22 protein-coding genes, 1 pseudogene and 2 other annotated features are annotated in these 22497 nt (G+C 44.6%); all 23 genes and pseudogenes read left to right on the top strand.

The features are described 5' to 3' along the window. Positions 1-2 precede the first annotated feature (2 nt). Positions 3-1085 carry a DNA integrity scanning diadenylate cyclase DisA gene (disA, locus tag ACTSEZ_RS19930; RefSeq protein WP_267881661.1) on the top strand — a complete coding sequence of 361 codons (1083 nt, stop codon included), beginning with the start codon at positions 3-5 and terminating at the stop codon, positions 1083-1085. A 195-nt stretch (positions 1086-1280) separates the two neighbouring features. Then, positions 1281-2381, top strand: coding sequence for a PIN/TRAM domain-containing protein (locus ACTSEZ_RS19925; protein WP_369736004.1), 1101 nt, complete (start codon positions 1281-1283; stop codon positions 2379-2381). 12 nt (positions 2382-2393) lie between these two features. Beyond that, a complete protein-coding gene (ispD, locus tag ACTSEZ_RS19920) occupies positions 2394-3077 on the top strand; it encodes a 2-C-methyl-D-erythritol 4-phosphate cytidylyltransferase (protein WP_369736003.1) in 684 nt (227 codons plus the stop codon). A gap of 3 nt (positions 3078-3080) precedes the next feature. Continuing rightward, a complete protein-coding gene (ispF, locus tag ACTSEZ_RS19915) occupies positions 3081-3557 on the top strand; it encodes a 2-C-methyl-D-erythritol 2,4-cyclodiphosphate synthase (RefSeq protein ID WP_203289333.1) in 477 nt (158 codons plus the stop codon). A gap of 78 nt (positions 3558-3635) precedes the next feature. Then, positions 3636-5093, top strand: coding sequence for a glutamate--tRNA ligase (gene gltX, locus ACTSEZ_RS19910; RefSeq protein ID WP_369736002.1), 1458 nt, complete (start codon positions 3636-3638; stop codon positions 5091-5093). 38 nt (positions 5094-5131) lie between these two features. Next, positions 5132-5365: a binding site (T-box leader), on the top strand. Positions 5366-5449: 84 nt separating this feature from the next. Continuing rightward, the gene (gene cysE, locus ACTSEZ_RS19905; protein WP_369736001.1) at positions 5450-6145 is read left to right on the top strand and encodes a serine O-acetyltransferase; all 696 of its coding nucleotides are present in this window, start codon (positions 5450-5452) and stop codon (positions 6143-6145) included. Then, entirely contained in the window at positions 6096-7493 is a 1398-nt protein-coding gene (gene cysS, locus ACTSEZ_RS19900; RefSeq protein ID WP_369736000.1) for a cysteine--tRNA ligase, read from the top strand. Before cysE ends, cysS begins: the two co-directional genes overlap by 50 nt. 2 nt (positions 7494-7495) lie before the next feature. Then, positions 7496-7912, top strand: a complete 417-nt coding sequence (locus ACTSEZ_RS19895; protein WP_369735999.1) for a Mini-ribonuclease 3 — start codon at positions 7496-7498, stop codon at positions 7910-7912. A 2-nt stretch (positions 7913-7914) separates the two neighbouring features. Beyond that, the gene (gene rlmB, locus ACTSEZ_RS19890) at positions 7915-8658 is read left to right on the top strand and encodes a 23S rRNA (guanosine(2251)-2'-O)-methyltransferase RlmB (protein WP_369735998.1); all 744 of its coding nucleotides are present in this window, start codon (positions 7915-7917) and stop codon (positions 8656-8658) included. Between the two features lie 3 nt (positions 8659-8661). Then, entirely contained in the window at positions 8662-9171 is a 510-nt protein-coding gene (locus ACTSEZ_RS19885) for an NYN domain-containing protein (protein ID WP_029282865.1), read from the top strand. A 67-nt stretch (positions 9172-9238) separates the two neighbouring features. After that, positions 9239-9895, top strand: coding sequence for an RNA polymerase sporulation sigma factor SigH (sigH, locus tag ACTSEZ_RS19880; RefSeq protein ID WP_369735997.1), 657 nt, complete (start codon positions 9239-9241; stop codon positions 9893-9895). Between the two features lie 83 nt (positions 9896-9978). Beyond that, positions 9979-10128: a 50S ribosomal protein L33 gene (gene rpmG, locus ACTSEZ_RS19875; protein WP_369735996.1), complete on the top strand. Its 150-nt coding sequence runs from the start codon at positions 9979-9981 to the stop codon at positions 10126-10128. 63 nt (positions 10129-10191) lie between these two features. Continuing rightward, entirely contained in the window at positions 10192-10371 is a 180-nt protein-coding gene (gene secE, locus ACTSEZ_RS19870; protein ID WP_369735995.1) for a preprotein translocase subunit SecE, read from the top strand. A 209-nt stretch (positions 10372-10580) separates the two neighbouring features. Beyond that, positions 10581-11114 carry a transcription termination/antitermination protein NusG gene (gene nusG, locus ACTSEZ_RS19865; protein ID WP_029282859.1) on the top strand — a complete coding sequence of 178 codons (534 nt, stop codon included), beginning with the start codon at positions 10581-10583 and terminating at the stop codon, positions 11112-11114. A gap of 171 nt (positions 11115-11285) precedes the next feature. Continuing rightward, a complete protein-coding gene (gene rplK / locus ACTSEZ_RS19860) occupies positions 11286-11711 on the top strand; it encodes a 50S ribosomal protein L11 (RefSeq protein ID WP_029282857.1) in 426 nt (141 codons plus the stop codon). Positions 11712-11806: 95 nt separating this feature from the next. Further along, positions 11807-12505, top strand: a complete 699-nt coding sequence (gene rplA, locus ACTSEZ_RS19855) for a 50S ribosomal protein L1 (RefSeq protein ID WP_369735994.1) — start codon at positions 11807-11809, stop codon at positions 12503-12505. A 49-nt stretch (positions 12506-12554) separates the two neighbouring features. Continuing rightward, positions 12555-12696, top strand: a sequence feature (ribosomal protein L10 leader region). Positions 12697-12750: 54 nt separating this feature from the next. Next, complete coding sequence (rplJ, locus tag ACTSEZ_RS19850) at positions 12751-13251, top strand: 50S ribosomal protein L10 (RefSeq protein WP_029282853.1); 501 nt, start codon at positions 12751-12753, stop codon at positions 13249-13251. 57 nt (positions 13252-13308) lie between these two features. Further along, positions 13309-13674 carry a 50S ribosomal protein L7/L12 gene (rplL, locus tag ACTSEZ_RS19845; RefSeq protein WP_029282851.1) on the top strand — a complete coding sequence of 122 codons (366 nt, stop codon included), beginning with the start codon at positions 13309-13311 and terminating at the stop codon, positions 13672-13674. Positions 13675-13801: 127 nt separating this feature from the next. Beyond that, the gene (locus ACTSEZ_RS19840; RefSeq protein WP_029282849.1) at positions 13802-14407 is read left to right on the top strand and encodes a class I SAM-dependent methyltransferase; all 606 of its coding nucleotides are present in this window, start codon (positions 13802-13804) and stop codon (positions 14405-14407) included. A 259-nt stretch (positions 14408-14666) separates the two neighbouring features. Beyond that, positions 14667-18248, top strand: a complete 3582-nt coding sequence (gene rpoB, locus ACTSEZ_RS19835) for a DNA-directed RNA polymerase subunit beta (protein ID WP_029282847.1) — start codon at positions 14667-14669, stop codon at positions 18246-18248. A 46-nt stretch (positions 18249-18294) separates the two neighbouring features. Beyond that, complete coding sequence (gene rpoC / locus ACTSEZ_RS19830; protein WP_369735993.1) at positions 18295-21894, top strand: DNA-directed RNA polymerase subunit beta'; 3600 nt, start codon at positions 18295-18297, stop codon at positions 21892-21894. A gap of 126 nt (positions 21895-22020) precedes the next feature. Next, positions 22021-22269 (top strand): 50S ribosomal protein L7ae-like protein, encoded by a 249-nt coding sequence (locus ACTSEZ_RS19825; protein ID WP_369735992.1) that lies wholly within the window; start codon positions 22021-22023, stop codon positions 22267-22269. Between the two features lie 108 nt (positions 22270-22377). Then, a pseudogene (locus ACTSEZ_RS19820) lies at positions 22378-22497 on the top strand (30S ribosomal protein S12); the annotation flags it as partial.

Below are 22497 nucleotides of genomic sequence, written 5' to 3'. Positions count from 1 at the left end.
ATGTGAATGAGAAAGAGAAAAAAACAAACGAAAAGAGCATGAAGGAAATTCTGCAGTTTATTGCGCCCGGAACTCCCTTAAGAGCAGGCATTGAAAATGTTTTGCGCGCAAAAACAGGGGGACTGATTGTCGTTGGCTTCAGCGACAAAGTAAAAGAACTAGTGGATGGCGGATTCTACATAAACTCCGCTTTCTCTCCCGCTCATTTATATGAACTGGCTAAAATGGACGGAGCGATTATCCTAAGTGATTCGGGAAATAAAATTCTTTATGCCAATGCCCAGCTCGTTCCGAATGCTTTTATCAGTTCAAGTGAAACGGGCATGCGCCACCGTACGGCGGAGAGGGTGGCAAAACAGACAGGTAACCTGGTTGTGGCCATTTCCCAGAGAAGGAACGTCATCACCCTCTACTACGGGGAGCTCCGTTACGCACTGAGAGATATTGGTGTCATTTTAACAAAAGCGAATCAGGCGATTCAGACTCTTGAAAAGTACAGAACGGTGCTTGATCAGTCCATCATCAACCTTGGGGCGCTGGAATTTGAAGAGCTTGTCACATTTGATGAGCTTCTGCAGGTGATTCACAGGATTGAGATGGTTCTGCGGATTAAAAACGAGATCCTGAATTATATTAATGAGCTTGGCACAGAAGGGCATCTTATCAGGCTGCAGCTGAATGAACTGCTTTCAGATATCGAGGAAGAGGCAGCGCTTGTCATTAAAGACTATTGCTTCGATAAAACACTTGATCCTAAATACGTGCTCGAGCAATTTCAGGTGCTGACGAATACAGAACTGATGGATGATATGGTCCTTCTGCGCCTGCTCGGCTATTCGGCCCATTTCACAAACCCTGATGACCTTGTCATGCCGAGAGGATACAGAGTGCTTAAGAAGATCCCGAGGCTCCCGCCTGTCATTATTGAAAATTTGGTGAACAAATTCTCAAATCTGAAACTTATTACGCGCGCAACCGTAGAACAGCTTGATGAGGTGGATGGAATTGGCGAGGTAAGGGCGAAAAAGATAAAAGAAGGTCTCCGCAGACTTCAGGAGCAGCTGCTGATAGACCGTCAGATATAACGAACTTTTTATGAATCTTTCTCCTCAAACGTTTTAATCATCATGATTTAGGTTATATTATTCTTGTTTTTCATTTTTCGGAAATGATATGATTCTCATTACATTTCAATCTGTTTACAGGTTCCGGAAATTCGCGTTTTCACCGTTTTAAACGGGAGAAAGTGATTATAATAGATAAGAGAAGGAGGTGGGGGTATGTTAAAACGAATTGTGCAGATCTTTTTCCTTTTCCTTGGAGGAACGCTGGGTATCTTTTTTATGCCGCAGCTGATGAAATTGTTAAGCCTGCAGGACATACCTTTTATTAATTCACCATATGCTCTGGCCATTTTAGGAGCAATATTATTTTATATAGCCACATTCTGGCTTGTAGATTATGTCGTTAACTGGGTTAAGCTTCTGGAAGAATCATTGGTAAAGGCACCTGTGACGGATGTTCTTTTCGGTAGTTTGGGATTGATTGTCGGACTTATAATTGCCTTTCTTATTGTTAATGTTATTCCGTTTAAAGACATTCAGTATCAGGTGTTCAGCACAATCATACCGATCTTTCTGACCCTGCTGCTTGGCTACCTTGGTTTTCAGGTTGGATTTAAGCGCAAGGAAGAACTGATCAGCCTGTTTTCGATTTCCGGAAAAATCGGAAAGAAAAAAGGAGCGGGTGAAGAAGAAGCGGAGACTGAGAGCACGAAGCTCAAAATTCTTGATACAAGCGTCATTATTGACGGGAGAATTGCGGACATCTGCCAGACCGGATTTTTGGAGGGCACGATTGTCATTCCTCACTTTGTGCTGGAAGAGCTTCAGCATATCGCTGATTCTTCAGATGCCCTGAAACGGAACCGCGGCCGGAGAGGCCTTGATATTCTGAACCGCATTCAAAAAGAGCTCTCTATTAAAGTCGAGATTTATGAGGGCGATTTTGAAGAGATTCAGGAAGTGGACAGCAAGCTTGTGAAGCTTGCCAAGCTCACATCAGGTGTTGTTGTCACAAATGACTTTAATTTAAACAAAGTGTGCGAACTTCAGGGAGTCGGAGTGCTGAACATCAATGATCTGGCGAATGCCGTCAAGCCGGTTGTCCTGCCAGGGGAAGAAATGAAAGTTCTTGTCATCAAGGATGGAAAAGAGCACAATCAGGGCGTAGCCTATCTCGATGACGGCACGATGATCGTTGTGGAAGAGGGCCGTAACTATATCGGCAAAAACATTGACGTCATCGTGACGAGCGTTCTTCAGACTTCTGCCGGAAGAATGATTTTCGCAAAGCCTAAGCTGCTTGAAAAAGCGTTGTAGGGGAGCAGACAAATGAACTATGAAGTCATTATTCCTGCCGCCGGACAAGGAAAACGGATGAAAGCGGGCAAAAACAAACAGTTTATTGAGCTTGAAGGAAAACCGGTCATTGTGCATACATTAACGGTTTTTGAGAAAGATCCTGCATGCACAGGCATCCTTCTTGTCATCAATCCGGATGAACGGGCTCTTTTTGAAGAAATGGCCGCACGCTCAGGCCTGACAAAAATCAAAAAGATGGTCAGCGGAGGCAATGAGAGACAGCACAGCGTCTATAACGGACTGAAAGCGGCGGCCTCGGATATTATCCTCGTGCATGACGGTGCAAGGCCGTTTATAAAAAAACACGTCATTTCAAAGCTCGTAAAAGCAGCATATGAAAATGGAGCTGCAACCGTTGCAGTCCCTGTGAAGGATACGATTAAACGTGTCATGAACAGTGAAGTGATTGAAACCGTTGAACGTTCTAGCTTGTGGGCCGTACAGACCCCACAGGCTTTTCGTCTTTCTGACATTCTTGCGGCGCATAAAAAAGCGTCCGCTGCAGCATTTCTTGGAACAGATGATGCAAGCCTGATGGAGAGAAGCGGCCACAAGGTTCTTGTCATTGAAGGAGACTATACAAATATTAAACTGACTACGCCGGATGATCTGCTGATGGCAAAAGCGATACTTGAGAGTGAGAGAGGGGAATAAGGAATGTTTAGAATTGGACAGGGTTTTGATGTGCACCAGCTGACAGAGGGACGCCCCCTCATCATTGGAGGCATTGAGATTCCATATGAAAAAGGCCTTCTCGGCCATTCTGATGCAGATGTGCTTCTTCACACAGTGGCAGACGCGTGCCTTGGAGCAATCGCGGCAGGCGATATCGGAAAGCATTTTCCGGACACAGACCCTGAGTTTAAGGATGCTGATTCTGCCAAGCTGCTTCAGCATGTCTGGCAGCTTGTAAAAGAAAAGGGCTATGTCCTCGGCAACATTGATTGTACGATTATTGCCCAAAAACCGAAGATGGCTCCCTATATTGATCAAATGAGAGAACGGATTGCAGAACTTCTGGAAGCTGATGCAGACCAGGTGAATGTGAAGGCGACAACGACCGAACAGCTTGGCTTCACCGGACGCGGAGAAGGAATTGCGTCACAGGCTTCTGTTCTGATTGTGAAAAAATAAAATCCCGGACAAGCTTTTGGACACCCTGTTTTTAATGATAAAATGGAACAGATGTTAGAGATTAACGGAGGTACAGATATGACAAACGAAGTAAGAGTGCGATACGCTCCAAGTCCGACTGGACATTTACATATCGGCAATGCCCGGACAGCGCTGTTTAATTACCTTTATGCGCGCAATACCGGCGGAAAGTTTATTATCCGTATTGAAGATACTGATAAAAAGCGAAACATTGCAGGCGGCGAAGAAAGTCAGCTGAGATACTTGAAATGGCTTGGCATTGACTGGGACGAAAGCGTTGATACCGGCGGAGAATACGGCCCGTACAGACAATCAGAGCGCAACGATCTTTATAAAAAATATTACGATCAGCTGCTTGCAGAAGGAAAAGCGTACAAATGCTACTGCACAGAAGAAGAGCTTGAGCAGGAGCGGGAAGAACAGACTGAGCGCGGTGAGACCCCGCAATACTCAGGCAAATGTGCAAACCTGACACCTGAGGATCAGCAGAAGCTTGAAGCTGAAGGAAGAATGCCGAGCATCCGCTTCCGCGTGCCAAAGGGAGAAGTCATCACGTTCAATGACATCGTGAAAGAAGAGATTTCATTTGAAACAGACGGCATCGGCGATTTTGTCATTGTTAAAAAAGACGGTACGCCGACTTACAACTTTGCTGTAGCAGTTGATGACCACCTTATGAAGATGACGCATATCCTTCGCGGAGAAGACCACATCTCCAATACACCGAAACAGATCATGATCTTCAATGCGTTCGGATGGGACATTCCTGTTTTCGGCCATATGACGCTGATTGTTAACGAGAACCGCAAAAAACTCAGCAAGCGTGATGAATCAATCATCCAGTTTATTGAACAGTATAAAGAACTCGGCTATCTGCCGCAGGCTCTTTTCAACTTTATCGGGCTGCTTGGCTGGTCTCCGGGCGGAGAAGAAGAAATGTTCACCAAAGCTCAGTTTGCAGAGATCTTTGATCCTGCAAGGCTGTCTAAATCGCCGGCAGTTTTTGATACACAGAAATTGCTGTGGATGAACAATCAGTATGTCAAACAGCTTGATGCGGATCAGCTTGTTGAATTGACTCTTCCGCACCTTGTAAAAGCAGGAAAAGTATCTGATTCGGCATCTGCAGAAGAGCTTGACTGGGCCCGCAAACTGATTGTCCTTCATCAGGATAAAATCAGCTATGGCGCAGAAATCACAGAATTGACCGAGCTTTTCTTTAAAGAGGAAATTACCTATAACCGCGAAGCGCGCAATGTGCTTGACGAAGAGCAGGTGCCTGAAGTGCTGACAGCATTCGCAGAAGAGCTTGATAAGCTTGAAGCGTTCACGGCTGAAGGCATTAAAGCCGCAACGAAGGCTGTGCAGAAATCAACAGGCCATAAAGGCAAAAATCTGTTTATGCCGATCCGCGTGGCAACAACTGGCCAGACTCATGGGCCGGACCTGCCGCAGGCAATCGAACTTCTTGGTAAAGAAACGATATTAGCAAGATTAAAAAGTGCGAACAGTTAACTTTTTGCCTGAAATGTAATATAGTATGTGTAATACATTGAAACACGTTGAGAAGGAGAAGTAGAGACGCCGTTTCCATTCCAGAGAGAACCTCGCCGGTGAAAGAGGTTTATGCGACAACCGTCTTGAAATGCACCTTTGAGTCTTTTATTGAACCTTCGTTTGAAGCAGTAAATAAAAGCGTATGCTCCCCGTTAAAGGAGCCAAAGTTGAAACAGGCTTTTAACCGCCTGTTTAAACAGAGTGGAACCGCGCATCAAAGCGTCTCTGTCTATTAGGACAGAGGCGCTTTTTTTATAGGCTGTTTCACAATTGGATTAAAGGACAAAATAAGGGGAAGGTTTGGGGGGAATACAATGTTTAAAATGCTGAAAGAAGACATAGAGGTCGTTTTTGAACAGGATCCGGCTGCAAGATCGTATCTGGAAGTGATACTTACTTATTCAGGACTGCATGCAATATGGGCTCACCGGCTCGCACATGCGTTTTTCAAACGGAACATGTTTTTTATCGCAAGAGTCATTTCACAAGTAAGCAGATTTTTCACGGGCATTGAAATTCACCCGGGTGCAAAGATCGGAAGGCGGTTTTTCATCGATCACGGCATGGGAGTTGTAATTGGCGAGACGTGCGAAATCGGCGATAACGTAACGGTTTTCCAGGGGGTGACTCTTGGCGGAACCGGAAAAGAGAAGGGTAAAAGGCATCCGACCATACTGGACAATGCTTTGATTGCGACAGGTGCTAAAGTGCTTGGCTCCATCACGGTTGGTGCTTATTCCAAAATCGGGGCGGGGTCTGTCGTGCTTCGTGATGTGCCGGATCATTCAACAGTTGTCGGCATTCCGGGCAAGGTCGTGATCCGAAACGGCAAGCGGATTAATCAGGATATGGACCACTGTAATCTGCCGGATCCCGTGGCAGACAGGTTCAAGGAACTTGAGGCAGAGCTCATAAGCCTGAAAGAAGAAATCGCACAATTGAAAGAAGGGAAGAGTCAAGATGACCATCAAGTTATACAATACGCTAACCAGACAAAAAGAAACCTTTAAGCCCCTTGAAGAAGGAAAGGTAAAAATGTATGTGTGCGGACCAACGGTTTATAACTATATCCATATAGGAAATGCCCGTCCTGCGATCGTCTATGATACAGTCCGCAAATACCTTGAATACAGCGGGTATGACGTTAATTATGTGTCCAATTTTACAGATGTGGACGATAAGCTGATTAAAGCAGCAAATGAGCTTGGAGAAGAAGTTCCGGCGATTGCTGAACGGTTCATCGAGGCGTATTTCGAAGATGTCACGGCGCTTGGATGTGACCGTGCAGATGCTCACCCTCGCGTAACAGAAAGCATGGATATTATTATTGATTTTATTAAAGCGCTCGTTGAAAAAGGATTTGCCTATGAAGCTGAGGGTGATGTTTATTACCGCACTAGAGCTTTCAAAGATTACGGTAAACTTTCCCATCAGTCTGTTGATGAGCTTCGGGTAGGCGCAAGAATTGAAGCGGGAGACAAGAAGCAGGATGCCCTGGATTTTGCTCTTTGGAAAGCTGCTAAACCGGGAGAAATTTCGTGGGATAGCCCTTGGGGAAAAGGACGTCCGGGCTGGCATATCGAATGCTCTGCGATGGTCCACAACCATTTCGGGGATACCATTGATATTCATGCAGGCGGACAGGACCTTACATTTCCTCACCATGAGAATGAGATCGCCCAATCGGAAGCATTGACAGAGAAGCCGTTTGCTAACTACTGGCTTCATAATGGGTATATTAATATTAACAACGAAAAAATGTCCAAATCACTTGGCAACTTCGTCCTGGTGCACGACATTATTAAAGAGCATGATCCCCAGGTTTTGCGGATGTTTATGCTGTCTGTTCACTACCGCCACCCAATCAATTATTCGGTCGATCTGCTTGAAAGCACGAAGAATGCGTTTGACCGCCTGCAAACGTCTTATGCAAACCTGCAGCACAGAGCGAAAAGCAGCTCTGAGTTGACGGATGATAATCAAAAATGGCTGGACATCATTGCAGAACAACGGAATCTTTTCAAACAGGCAATGGACGATGACTTCAATACCGCAAATGCCATTTCTGTTCTGTTTGAACTCTCAAGACAGGCAAACTATTACCTGCAGGAGAAAAATACGTCCGCGGAAGTTATTACGGCCTTTACTGATGCATTTGACGAGCTTGGAGCCGTGCTTGGACTCCGGTTTGGCAGCCAGGATCTTCTTGACGCCGAAATCGAAGAATTGATTGAGCAGCGAATACAGGCCAGAAAAGACAGAAACTTCAAGCTGTCTGATGAAATCCGCGATAAATTGAAAGAGATGAATATCATTCTTGAAGATACGCCTCAAGGAACGAGATGGAAAAGAGGGTAAGCATGCTTCGCTTAGAGGAAGTACCAAATTCAAAACAAATGAACAGTCTGGCGCTTGCGTATATCGGTGATGCCATTTACGAGGTTTTTGTAAGGCATCACCTCCTTGCAAAAGGACAGGTGCGCCCAAACCAGCTGCATAAGCTTTCAACGACCTATGTTTCTGCAAAAGCCCAGGCAGCCGTTCTGCACGAGCTTTCAAAAAAGGAAGCGTTCAGTGAAGAAGAAATGGCGATTATCCGCCGGGGAAGAAATGCAAAATCAGGCACGGTGCCAAAAAATACAGATGTTCAAACGTACAGATACAGCACAGCATTTGAAGCGCTGATTGGCTATCTTCACCTTGAGAAGAGGGAAGAGCGCCTCTCGGAAATTATTGAAGCTTCTTTTGAACTGATAGAAAACGAAGGGAGGAAGTAAGGATGGCAGAAGAATACATTATTGGCCGCAATACGGTCATTGAAGCACTAAAGTCAACGCGCAATGTCTACAAGATCTGGATGGCCGAGAACTCAGTAAAGGGACAGGCCCAGCAGATCGCCCAGCTTGCAAAAGAAAAAGGCATCACCATCCAAACTGTTCCGAAGAAAAAAATTGATCAGATGGCAGAAGGGAACCATCAGGGAGTTGTCGCACAGGTGGCTGCCTATGAATATGCCGAAGTCGACGATATCCTGAAGGCTGCTGCTGATAAAGGCGAAGCGCCGTTTATCTTGATTCTTGATGAAATCGAGGACCCTCATAATCTCGGCTCTATCATGAGAACGGCTGATGCAACAGGCGCTCACGGCATTATCATTCCGAAGCGGAGAGCGGTAGGACTGACAACAACAGTAGCAAAATTATCAACAGGTGCGATTGAGTATATCCCGGTTGCAAGAGTGACAAACCTTGCGAGAACAATCGAGGAACTTAAGGAGCGGGGCGTGTGGATTGTGGGAACAGACGCGAAAGGCTCGGATGATTACCGTTCCATGGACGGCAAAATGCCGATTGGACTTGTTATAGGCAGTGAAGGAAAAGGGATGGGAAGACTCATCAAAGAAAAATGTGATTTTCTGGTCAACTTGCCGATGGCTGGCCGGGTCACATCTCTTAATGCTTCAGTAGCAGCAGGCCTCCTGATGTATGAGGTCTACAGAAAGCGTCAGCCTTTAGGAGAATAGACAATGGATATCCTCCTTGTTGACGGATATAACATCATCGGTGCATGGGCGAATCTTCAATCATTGAAAAAAGAGAATCTCGCAGAGGCTAGAGAGGTTCTTATTCAAAAAATGGCAGAATATCAAGCGTACACCGGATACAGAGTGATTGTTGTTTTCGATGCCCATCAAGTGAAGGGCATTGAGAAAAAACAAAAAAACCACAGAGTGGAAGTTATCTATACAAGAGAAAATGAAACAGCGGATGAGAGGATCGAAAAATTAGCCATCTCTCTGAGCAACATTAAAACACAGATTCATGTGGCAACATCAGATTTCACTGAACAATGGGCCATTTTTGGCCAGGGAGCCCTCCGCAAATCAGCAAGAGAGCTTCTGAATGAAGTGGAAGCCATTGAAAAGAGAATACAAAAGCGGGTTGAAAAAATTAAAGTAAACAGTCCCCAGTCAAAAATTCCGATAACAGATGATATGTTGAAATTGTTTGAAAAATGGCGCAGAGGCGGCTTCTAGGCTGTTGACGCTTTCAAAATGCATACTGTATAATATTTCTATCTATTGTGCGGTCGGGGGGATCGGCATGAACACACATTTCAGCATGGGCAAACTCAGCAAAGAAGATTTTCATGCTCTACTGGATGAACAGGTTGTTGAGCTTGTTCATAACGGGAACAGCGATGCTCTGGATTTTTTAATCACCAAGTACCGCAATTTTGTCAGAGCTAAAGCAAGATCCTATTTTTTAATAGGGGCTGACAGAGAAGATATTATCCAGGAAGGGATGATCGGATTATATAAAGCAATCCGGGATTTCAGAGAGGACAAGCTTACATCGTTCAAAGCTTTTGCAGAGCTGTGCATCACTCGCCAGATTATTACCGCTATTAAGACCGCTACCCGTCAAAAACATATTCCTCTTAACTCATACGTTTCTCTGGACAAGCCTATTTATGACGAAGAATCTGACCGGACGCTTATGGATGTCATATCCGGGGCTAAAGTCATGGATCCGGAAGAACTGATTATTAATCAGGAAGAATTTGATGATATAGAAACGAAAATGGGAGAGCTGCTGAGCGATCTCGAACGGAAAGTACTAGTGCTTTACCTGGACGGCAAAAGCTATCAGGAGATTTCAGAGGAGCTTAACCGCCATGTGAAATCAATCGATAACGCCCTTCAGCGTGTAAAACGCAAGCTTGAGAGGTATCTGGAACTGCGCGAAATCAATTTGTAAAACCTGTCAGGCGAGATTGACGCAGGTTCCCTGCGTGTGGTACATTTTTATAGAAAAAAGCAGGACTAGCGGAAGGTGTCGAAATGCGTAAGAAAGTATCTATGGCTTGCACAGACTGTGGAAGCAGAAACTACACAACGATGAAAAACACGTCAAGCACAGAAGAGCGTTTAGAATTCAAGAAATTTTGTAAAGCTTGCAGCGCACATACGGACCACCGTGAAACAAAGTAGCACTCATCACATGATTCTATATTTCTATGACAGGCTTTCTGAATTCTCTTGGAGGTAATGTACATGCAGCGTATTGTTAATTTTTTCAAAGATGTATCCCGTGAAATGAAAAAGGTAAGCTGGCCAAAAAGCAAAGAACTGACGCGCTATACAATTACGGTTATTGCGACAGTAGCTTTTGCAGTTGTCTTTTTTGCCATCATCGACTACGGAATTTCATCGCTGATCCGCCTTGTATCTTAAAAATAAAGCGTCTGTTTTTGATTTCGTTTTATTTTATTGAATAATAGATAGAAAATCGTGCTATAATAGAGAATATTATTTTTCCGCAAAAACCCGTTCGACGGGTTTTTTCATTGTTTAAAAATAACAGTCAGCAGAAGAAACTAACCGCAGAGTGCAATATAAGAGTCAAAATGCAGGGAGGGAATGGACAAGTCGTCCTATAGAAGATGGAGAAAAACTGGTATGTAGTCCACACTTATTCCGGTTACGAGAATAAGGTTAAGGCCAATCTTGAAAAGCGTGTAGAATCAATGGGCATGCAGGATAAAATCTTCCGCGTCATCGTTCCGGAAGAAGAAGAAACAGATTTCAAAAACGGCAAAAAGAAAGTAACAAAGAAAAAAGTATTCCCTGGATATGTGCTTGTTGAGATCGTCATGACGGACGATTCATGGTACGTTGTCCGCAATACGCCTGGTGTTACAGGTTTCGTAGGATCAGCAGGATCAGGCTCTAAGCCGACGCCGCTTCTTCCTGAAGAGGTTGTAACGATCCTTAAGCATATGGGCATGGAAGAAAAACGCATTGAAGTGGACTTTGAACTGAAAGAGTCTGTCAAAGTAATAGACGGTCCTTTTGCCAACTTTACCGGATCAATTGAAGAGATTGACAAGGATAAAGGCAAAGTGAAAGTGCTTGTCAACATGTTCGGCCGCGAAACGCCGGTTGAGCTGGAATTTTCTCAAGTTGATAAATTATAAGAAAAAAACTTGAATTCGAAAACGAAAAGTGATAATATTTCATAAGTCAGTATGTCTCGCTCTGCGGGGCATAAAACTTGATTATTTTCTATCATTCATATAAAGAATGACGACATGAGTGGGAGGGTACAAACCCTATTACCACATCACGGACTTAAGGAGGTGTGTCTCGTGGCTAAAAAAGTAATTAAAATGGTTAAGTTGCAAATTCCTGCTGGTAAAGCTAATCCAGCGCCGCCGGTTGGTCCTGCATTGGGTCAAGCTGGTGTTAACATCATGGGATTCTGTAAGGAGTTTAACGCTCGTACAGCTGATCAGGCTGGACTTATCATTCCTGTTGAAATTACGGTATTTGAAGACCGTTCATTTACATTTATTACAAAAACTCCGCCTGCTGCAGTATTGCTTAAGAAAGCAGCCGGTATTGAGTCTGGTTCTGGTGAACCAAACCGTAATAAAGTAGCAACAGTTAAGCGTGATAAAGTACGTGAAATTGCTGAAACAAAAATGCCTGACTTAAATGCAGCAAATGTTGAATCAGCTATGCGTATGGTTGAAGGTACTGCACGCAGCATGGGTATCGTCATCGAAGACTAATTGTTGTTTTTGTTTTAGGGGGGTTGCGAGTTGCTTTTCGCAACCTTTATTCGTGGGAGGTTATTCCGCTAAAACCACTAAGGAGGAAATCTATAATGGCTAAAAGAGGTAAAAAGTACGTTGAAGCTGCTAAATTAGTAGACCGTGCTCAAGCTTACGGAGTTCAAGATGCAATTGAACTTGTAAAGAAAACAAACACAGCTAAATTCGATGCAACAGTTGAAGTTGCATTCCGTTTAGGCGTTGATCCACGTAAAAACGATCAGCAAATCCGCGGTGCAGTTGTTCTTCCAAACGGAACGGGCAAAACTCAGCGCGTACTTGTATTCGCTAAAGGCGAAAAAGCGAAGGAAGCAGAAGCTGCCGGAGCTGACTATGTTGGCGATGCTGACTACATCAACAAAATCCAGCAAGGCTGGTTCGAATTTGATGTAATCGTAGCTACTCCTGACATGATGGGTGAAGTTGGTAAACTTGGACGCGTCCTTGGACCAAAAGGCTTAATGCCAAACCCTAAAACTGGAACAGTTTCTTTTGACGTTGACAAAGCGGTAAAAGAAATCAAAGCCGGTAAAGTTGAATACCGCGTTGACAAAGCTGGAAACATCCACGTGCCAATCGGTAAAGTTTCTTTCGAAGACAGCAAGCTTGTTGAGAACTTCACAACAATCTTCGAAACACTTCTAAAAGCTAAGCCAGCTGCTGCAAAAGGTACTTACATGAAGAACGTTGCTGTTGCTTCTACTATGGGACCTGGCGTTAAAGTTGATGCTTCAAGCTTCGGCGTTAAATAATAGTTGACATCTCAGTCACCTTTATATATAATCAAAAATGTTGTTTAACTAAATAACTTCATTTATACCGTAGACAGCAGGTGCTACCCATGCTTAATTCCCTGCCGAGGTGTATATATGTGAACTAGTCATTAGATCGCTTGTATATATACTGCCTCCATGTCTGACATGGAGGCATTTCTTTTGATAAGAAAGAAACCGAACGGTATAAGTGCGGAATCTTAATTCTTACAGGAGGTGTACCAATGAGCAGCGCTATCGATACAAAAAAATCCATCGTAGAAGACATTACGGCTAAGTTTCGCGAAAGCAAAACGACAATCGTTGTTGACTACCGCGGTTTAACAGTTGCAGAAGTAACAGAACTTCGTAAAACTCTTCGTGATGCTGGCATCGAGTTCAAAGTTTACAAAAACACAATGACTCGCCGCGCAGTTGAAAATGTTGAACTTACTGGTCTTAATGACGCCCTTACAGGCCCAAATGCAATTGCATTCAGTAACGACGACGTAGTTGCTCCGGCTAAGATTCTTAACGACTTTGCTAAAAAGCATGACGCGTTAGAAATCAAAGCAGGTGTAATCGAAGGAAACATTGCGACAGTAGAGCAAATTAAAGCTCTTGCAGATCTTCCATCACGCGAAGGCTTGCTTTCTATGTTGCTTAGCGTACTTCAAGCTCCAATGCGCAATCTTGCACTTGCTGCTAAAGCAGTTGCAGATCAAAAGGAAGAGCAGGGAGCTTAATCTGATCCACCCGTACCAAAACAAAAAACTAATAGGTTTATAAGGAGGAAATATACAATGACTAAAGAACAAATCATTGAAGCAGTTAAAGAAATGACTGTTTTAGAACTTAACGACTTAGTTAAAGCAATCGAAGAAGAATTTGGCGTAACTGCAGCTGCTCCTGTAGCAATGGCTGGTGGCGCTGCTGGCGGCGAAGCTGCTGCTGAGCAAACAGAATTTGACGTGGTACTTGCTAGCGCTGGTGCACAAAAAATCAAAGTTATCAAAGTTGTACGTGAAATCACTGGCCTTGGCTTGAAAGAAGCTAAAGAACTAGTTGACAACACTCCAAAAGCTATCAAAGAAGGAATCGCTAAAGAAGAAGCTGAAGAAATCAAAGGCAAACTTGAAGAAGTTGGCGCTTCTGTAGAAGTTAAGTAATTCCTGAAAAGACAAAGCTCGCTTGAAATAACAGCGGGCTTTTTTTTCACGTTTGACAGCAAGTCTGAACGTGCAGGTATTAATGATTGCCTGTTTAGGTATACTCCTTTAACATGGAGGGGAAAAGATGACAAATCACTACTATTCACAGCAGCCGGAAGCTCTGAGTGACCGTAAGTCATGGACATATACGTTAAGAGGGAATTCCTTTCATTTTCAAAGCGATCGCGGCGTATTTTCCAAAAACGAAGTGGACTTTGGATCAAGACTGCTGATCAATACATTTGCTCTGCCAAAAACAGATGGTGATCTGCTTGATGTCGGCTGCGGCTACGGGCCGATCGGAATTGCACTTGCGAAGGAGTTCGGCGACCGCACAGTTGATATGATTGACATCAATGAAAGAGCAGTCCAGCTTGCAAAAGAAAATGCAGAGGCGAACGGTGTCAAAAATGTCCGTATCCGCACAAGCAATCTTTTTGAAAATGTTGATCCTTCAAAAAAATACGCGGCTATCCTTACCAACCCGCCGATCCGTGCAGGGAAAAAAACAGTGCACGAGATTTTTGAAAAAAGCTATCATTCTCTTTGTCCGGGAGGAGAGCTATGGGTGGTTATTCAGAAAAAGCAAGGTGCCCCGTCTGCTATGGCCAAGCTTTCTGAAATGTTTAAAGATGTCGCTGCAGTCAAAAAGGATAAAGGCTACTATATTATCAGGGCAGAAAAAGATTGACTCGAATTTTTGCCTATGTTAACATTATAAAATGCCAATATATATATTCCAGGAGTCTCTATTTTTTTGATTGAAATGTATAAATATAGGACAAATGGAAAAGATGTTAAAATCAATAGCACGTTTGACAAAAGTGGTTTTCTAATTATAGAGACCTTTTTATTTTTGTTTTCTCCTTGTATGTGTATTGGCAGCTGCTAGATTCATTTGCGGATACATATTACAAGTTCTATTACGCTTGATTTGAGGGGTGAAGCAGTTGACAGGTCAACTAGTTCAGTATGGACGACACCGCCAACGCAGAAGTTATGCACGCATTAGTGAAGTGTTAGAATTACCAAACCTTATCGAGATTCAAACCGCTTCCTATCAGTGGTTTCTTGATGAGGGCCTCAGAGAAATGTTCACGGACATCTCTCCAATTGAGGACTTCACTGGTAACCTCTCGCTGGAATTTATCGATTACAGTTTAGGTGATCCTAAATATTCAGTAGAGGAATCCAAAGAGCGCGATGTTACCTATTCTGCACCGCTTCGTGTAAAGGTGCGTTTAATTAACAAGGAAACTGGTGAAGTGAAAGATCAGGATGTATTCATGGGTGACTTCCCATTGATGACTGAGACAGGCACGTTCGTGATCAACGGCGCCGAGCGCGTTATCGTATCACAGCTTGTTCGTTCACCGAGTGTTTATTACAGCGGAAAAGTCGATAAAAATGGTAAAAAAGGCTTTACTGCTACTGTTATTCCAAACCGTGGTGCCTGGTTAGAGTACGAAACAGATGCTAAAGATGTTGCATATGTGCGCATTGATCGCACTCGGAAACTGCCGGTAACGGTTCTTTTGCGCGCTCTCGGCTTTGGTTCTGATCAGGAAATCGTTGATCTTTTCGGAGAAAACGAGTACCTTCGCAATACGCTTGATAAAGACAACACAGAGAGCACAGAGAAAGCTCTTCTTGAAATCTACGAGCGTCTGCGCCCGGGCGAGCCGCCGACTGTCGATAATGCAAAAAGCCTTCTGGATTCCCGTTTCTTTGATCCGAAGCGCTATGACCTTGCGAGTGTCGGACGCTACAAAATCAATAAAAAGCTTCACATTAAAAACCGCCTGTTCAACCAGCGTCTTGCTGAAACGTTAGTAGACCCTGAAACTGGCGAAATCATTGCAGAAAAAGATACGTTAATTGATAGACGCACACTTGACCGGATCATTCCGAATCTTGAGAGCGGCGTCGGCTTTAAAACCATCACGCCATCAGGCGGAGTAGTAGAAGAAGATGTGACGCTTCAGTCCGTTAAAATCTATGCTCCAATCGATCAAGAAGGCGAAAAAGTCATTAACGTAATCAGCAATGCTTATGTTGAAGAAAATGTGAAAAACATCACGCCTGCAGATATCCTTTCTTCTATCAGCTACTTCTTCAACCTGCTGCATGGAGTAGGGGATACAGACGACATCGACCATCTTGGGAACCGCCGTCTTCGTTCTGTAGGAGAACTCCTTCAAAACCAATTCCGAATTGGACTTTCCCGTATGGAGCGTGTTGTCCGCGAGAGAATGTCGATTCAGGATACAAATACAATTACACCTCAGCAGCTTATTAACATTCGTCCTGTTATTGCATCCATTAAAGAGTTCTTCGGAAGCTCTCAGCTTTCCCAGTTCATGGATCAGACGAATCCGCTTGCTGAATTAACGCATAAACGCCGTCTATCTGCACTTGGACCCGGTGGTTTGACGCGTGAGCGCGCAGGCTTTGAAGTCCGTGACGTTCACTACTCCCACTACGGCCGCATGTGTCCGATTGAAACTCCTGAGGGACCGAACATCGGTCTGATCAACTCTCTGTCTTCGTATGCAAAAGTGAACCGTTTCGGTTTCATTGAAACGCCGTACAGACGCGTTGACCCGGAGACCGGCAAAGTAACTGCACGAATTGATTATCTGACAGCAGATGAAGAGGATAACTATGTAGTCGCTCAGGCGAACGCACGCCTAGCTGATGACGGTTCTTTCCTTGATGAAGATATTGTTTCCCGTTTCCGCGGTGAAAACACGGTCATGTCACGTGACAGAATGGACTACATGGATGTATCTCCAAAGCAGGTTGTATCTGCAGCAACAGCATGTATTCCGTTCCTTGAAAACGATGACTCCAACCGTGCCCTCATGGGAGCGAACATGCAGCGTCAGGCAGTTCCGCTTATGAATCCTGAATCTCCAATTGTCGGAACAGGCATGGAGTATGTATCAGGAAAAGATTCGGGTGCTGCTGTAATCTGCAAATTCCCTGGTGTTGTTGAGAAAGTGGAAGCTAAAAACATTTGGGTGCGCCGCTATGAAGATGTGGACGGCGTTAAAACAAAAGGCAACCTTGATAAGTACAGCCTTCTGAAGTTCATCCGCTCTAACCAGGGTACATGCTACAACCAGCGTCCGATTGTAAGTGTGGGCGATGAAGTTGTGAAAGGCGAAATCCTTGCTGACGGACCTTCTATGGAACTGGGCGAACTTGCACTTGGACGCAACGTAATGGTTGCATTCATGACATGGGACGGCTACAACTATGAAGATGCCATCATCATGAGCAGACGTCTTGTAAAAGATGATGTATACACGTCTATTCATATTGAAGAATATGAATCAGAATCCCGTGATACAAAGCTTGGACCGGAAGAAATTACGCGCGACATCCCGAACGTAGGGGAAGATGCCCTTCGCAATCTTGATGACCGCGGTATTATCCGTGTCGGTGCAGAAGTAAAAGACGGAGACCTGCTTGTTGGTAAAGTAACGCCTAAAGGGGTTACGGAACTTACGGCCGAGGAACGTCTGCTTCATGCAATCTTCGGTGAAAAAGCAAGAGAAGTCCGCGATACTTCCCTGCGTGTTCCTCACGGAGGCGGCGGTATCGTTCTTGATGTAAAAGTATTCAACCGCGAAGACGGCGACGAGCTTCCTCCTGGCGTAAACCAGCTTGTCCGCGCTTATATCGTTCAGAAGCGTAAAATTTCTGAAGGTGATAAAATGGCCGGACGCCATGGTAACAAAGGGGTTATCTCAAGAATCCTTCCTGAAGAAGATATGCCTTATCTTCCAGACGGAACTCCGGTTGATATCATGCTTAACCCGCTTGGTGTACCATCCCGTATGAACATCGGTCAGGTGCTTGAGCTTCATCTTGGAATGGCAGCGCGCAAACTCGGCATGCATGTAGCATCCCCGGTATTTGATGGCGCCCGTGAAGAAGATGTATGGTCAACACTTGAAGAAGCCGGTATGGCGCGAGATGCCAAAACCGTCCTTTACGACGGCCGTACAGGTGAACCGTTTGATAACCGTGTATCAGTTGGAATCATGTACATGATCAAACTTGCCCACATGGTAGACGATAAATTACATGCCCGTTCAACAGGTCCATACTCACTTGTTACGCAGCAGCCTCTTGGCGGTAAAGCCCAGTTCGGCGGACAGCGTTTCGGAGAGATGGAAGTATGGGCGCTTGAAGCTTATGGCGCTGCTTATACTCTACAAGAAATTCTTACTGTTAAGTCAGATGACGTTGTCGGACGTGTTAAAACGTATGAAGCAATTGTCAAAGGCGAAAATGTACCGGAGCCGGGAGTTCCAGAGTCATTCAAAGTATTGATCAAAGAACTTCAAAGCTTAGGTATGGACGTTAAGATTCTTTCAGGCGATGAACAGGAAATCGAAATGAGAGATCTTGAAGACGATGAAGAAGGACAGCAGTCAGAAGGTTTATCCCTGAATGATCAGCCGGATGATCTTTCATCAGCAGCAATGGAAAAAGAAAAAGACGCAGTTACTAAAGAATAGTAAGCAATAAGGGTAAAACCTGAAGACGAAAAGGGAGGTAGGCCCCTTGCTAGATGTAAATAACTTTGAGTATATGAACATCGGTCTCGCATCACCCGATAAAATCCGCTCGTGGTCATTCGGTGAAGTGAAGAAACCAGAAACGATTAACTATCGTACATTAAAACCAGAAAAAGACGGTTTATTCTGTGAGCGCATTTTCGGTCCTACAAAGGACTGGGAATGTCATTGCGGAAAATACAAACGAGTACGCTATAAAGGCGTAGTCTGTGACCGATGCGGAGTCGAAGTGACTCGTGCAAAGGTTCGCCGTGAGCGTATGGGGCACATTGAGCTTGCTGCCCCAGTCTCACATATTTGGTATTTCAAAGGGATCCCGAGCCGCATGGGACTTGTTCTTGACATGTCACCTCGTGCGCTGGAAGAAGTTATCTACTTTGCTTCTTACGTTGTAACGGAAACCGGCGATACTCCTCTTGAAAAGAAACAGCTTCTTTCCGAGAAAGAATACCGTGCTTACCGTGACAAATACAGCTCATCTTTCCAGGCTGCAATGGGGGCAGAAGCGATCAAGAAGCTTCTTTCAGACATTGACCTTGATAAAGAGGTTGACCAGCTTAAAGAAGAGCTTAAAACGTCACAGGGACAGCGCAGAACACGTGCGATCAAGCGCCTTGAAGTGCTTGAAGCATTCCGTAACTCAGGAAATGAGCCATCATGGATGATCCTTGATGTGCTTCCGGTTATTCCTCCTGAGCTGCGCCCGATGGTTCAGCTTGACGGCGGACGTTTTGCAACGTCTGACTTGAATGACCTTTACCGCCGTGTCATTAACCGCAACAACCGCTTAAAGCGTCTATTGGACCTTGGTGCCCCGAGCATCATCGTTCAAAATGAAAAGCGCATGCTTCAGGAAGCGGTCGATGCATTAATCGATAACGGACGCCGCGGCCGTCCTGTAACCGGACCGGGTAACCGTCCGCTTAAATCACTTTCACACATGCTGAAAGGAAAACAGGGACGTTTCCGTCAGAACCTTCTTGGAAAACGTGTTGACTATTCAGGCCGTTCGGTTATCGTTGTAGGTCCGAACCTGAAAATGTACCAATGCGGACTTCCTAAAGAAATGGCACTTGAACTTTTCAAGCCTTTTGTGATGAAGGAGCTTGTTGAAAAAGGCCTTGCACACAATATTAAAAGTGCAAAGCGTAAAATAGAACGCGTATCTCCTGAAGTATGGGATGTATTAGAGTCTGTTATCCGTGAGCACCCAGTGCTGTTAAACCGCGCACCGACTCTTCACAGACTTGGTATTCAGGCATTCGAACCAACACTTGTAGAAGGACGCGCAATCCGCCTTCACCCTCTTGTATGTACAGCTTACAACGCTGACTTTGACGGTGACCAAATGGCGGTTCACGTACCGCTTTCAGCTGAAGCGCAGGCAGAGGCCCGAATCCTTATGCTTGCAGCACAGAACATCCTGAATCCTAAGGACGGGAAACCGGTTGTTACACCTTCTCAGGATATGGTTCTTGGAAACTACTACCTGACACTTGAGCGCGAAGGTGCTGTTGGGGAAGGTATGGTCTTCAAAGATACAAATGAAGCACTTCTTGCCTATCAGAACGGCTATGTGCATCTTCATACCCGTATTGCTGTTCAAGCAAGCTCTCTGCCGAATGAATCATTTACAGATGAGCAGCGCAAAAAGCTTCTTGTAACAACAGTCGGAAAACTGATTTTCAATGAAATCCTTCCTCCTTCATTCCCGTACATGAATGAACCGACGAAGAGCAACATTGAAGATGAAACACCGGAAAAATTCTTTATTGATGCAAATGTGAATGTCAAAGAATTCATCCAGAGCCAGGAGATTATCTCTCCGTTCAAAAAAGGAATTCTTGGTAAGATCATTGCTGAAATCTTTAAGAAATTCCACATTACCGAAACATCCAAAATGCTTGACCGCATGAAGGATCTAGGTTTCAGATATTCTACAAAAGCCGGTATTACGGTTGGTGTGTCTGACATCATCGTACTTCGGGAAAAAGAAGAAATCCTTAAAGAAGCTCAGGCTAAAGTTGACAATGTTCTCAAGCAATTCAAACGCGGTCTGATTACAGAGGAAGAGCGCTATGAACGAGTCATCTCTATCTGGAGTGCTTCTAAAGACGTTATTCAAGGCAAGCTGATGGCTTCCCTGGATAAACGCAACCCAATCTTTATGATGAGTGATTCCGGAGCCCGTGGTAACGCATCTAACTTTACCCAGCTTGCCGGAATGCGCGGACTGATGGCCAACCCGGCCGGACGTATTATCGAACTTCCGATCAAATCAAGTTTCCGTGAAGGCTTAACAGTTCTTGAGTACTTTATCTCTACGCATGGTGCCCGTAAAGGTCTTGCGGATACAGCCCTTAAGACAGCTGACTCAGGTTACTTGACAAGACGTCTTGTTGACGTTGCGCAGGATGTCATCATCCGTGATGAAGACTGCGGAACTGACCGCGGAATTCTGACACGTTCAATCAAAGAAGGAACAGAAATTATCGAGCATCTTGAAGAGCGCCTTATCGGACGCTATGCTCGCAAAACGCTTAAACATCCTGAAACAGGTGAAGTGATTGTTGAGGAAAATGATCTGATTACAGAAGATCTTGCTCATACAATTGTGGAATCAGGTATTGAGGAAGTTTGGATCCGTTCTGCATTTACATGTAACACACGCCACGGCGTATGTAAAAAATGCTATGGACGAAATCTTGCTACCGGAACAGAAGTTGAAGTGGGAGAAGCAGTTGGCATCATCGCTGCCCAGTCAATCGGTGAGCCGGGAACTCAGCTTACAATGCGTACGTTCCATACAGGCGGTGTTGCCGGAGACGACATCACTCAAGGTTTGCCTCGTATTCAGGAGCTGTTCGAAGCGCGTAACCCTAAAGGTCAGGCGACAATTTCCGAAATTGACGGTGTTGTTGTTGAGATTAATGAAGTGCGCGACAGACAGCAGGAAATCGTCATCAAAGGCGACGTTGAAACACGCACGTACACAGCTGCTTACAATGCAAGACTGAAAGTTGCTGAAGGAGACCAGATCAGACACGGCCAGGAGCTGACTGAAGGTTCGATTGATCCTAAAGAATTGCTCAAGGTGACAGATCTCACGTCTGTTCAGGAATACCTGCTTCGTGAAGTGCAGAAAGTATACCGCATGCAAGGGGTAGAAATCGGTGATAAACACGTAGAAGTAATGGTTCGCCAGATGCTTCGCAAAGTAAGAGTAATGGATGCTGGAGATACAGATGTATTGCCGGGCACATTGCTTGATGTTCACCAATTTACGGATGCCAACAAGAAAGTGCTTCTTGACGGCAAGCGCCCTGCTACAGGACGTCCGATCCTTCTTGGTATCACGAAAGCTTCTCTTGAAACAGATTCATTCCTGTCTGCTGCATCGTTCCAGGAAACTACTCGTGTCCTGACAGATGCTGCAATCAAAGGAAAACGTGATGAACTTCTTGGTCTGAAAGAAAATGTAATCATCGGTAAGCTTGTACCTGCCGGAACAGGAATGCAGCGCTACAGACGCGTTAATCCGATTCCGCGTACACAGCCCGAAGGTGAAACAATACCTGCAGAATAACTAACTGAAGAAGAGATGGGTGAATCCAGAAAAATGTTTCACTGATCTGGTTGACATCCATCTCTTACGATGTTAGTATATCCTAGGTGCTTAATTAAAACCTGTTGCTTTGGAGGATGTATTTATATGTCTTATGAAAAAGTATCGCAGGCACATAAAGTAATTGTTGGTACGAAGCAAACAGTAAAAGCTCTAAAGCTTGGCCAGGTAAAGGAACTGGTTGTTGCTGAAGATGCAGATCAAAGGATTGTTAAACCAGTCATTGAACTTGCAGAACAGAAGAACGTTTCCCTTCACATGGTCGACTCTATGAAAAAGCTTGGAAAAGCTTGCGGAATAGAAGTCGGAGCCGTAACTGTAGCTATTATCAATTAAAAACCGTTTTTGCTAAGAGTGATAAACTCTCCGCAAAGACTTTGTTTTTGCCCAAATATGAACCACCTGGATGTGTGGTATTAAACATTAAGAGAGGAGGACATAAACATGCCTACTATTAACCAGCTAGTTCGCAAAGGACGCGTAAGCAAAGTTGAAAAATCAACTTCTCCTGCACTGAACAAAGGTTACAACAGCTTCAAAAAAGAGCAGACTAACACTTCATCA

The sequence above is a fragment of the Metabacillus mesotrionivorans genome (assembly GCF_052171315.1).
In the GTDB taxonomy this organism is placed as follows: domain Bacteria; phylum Bacillota; class Bacilli; order Bacillales; family Bacillaceae; genus Bacillus_P.
The sequence above is the reverse complement of the archived record's forward strand: the minus strand, read 5'-3'. Positions and strand labels throughout refer to the sequence as shown.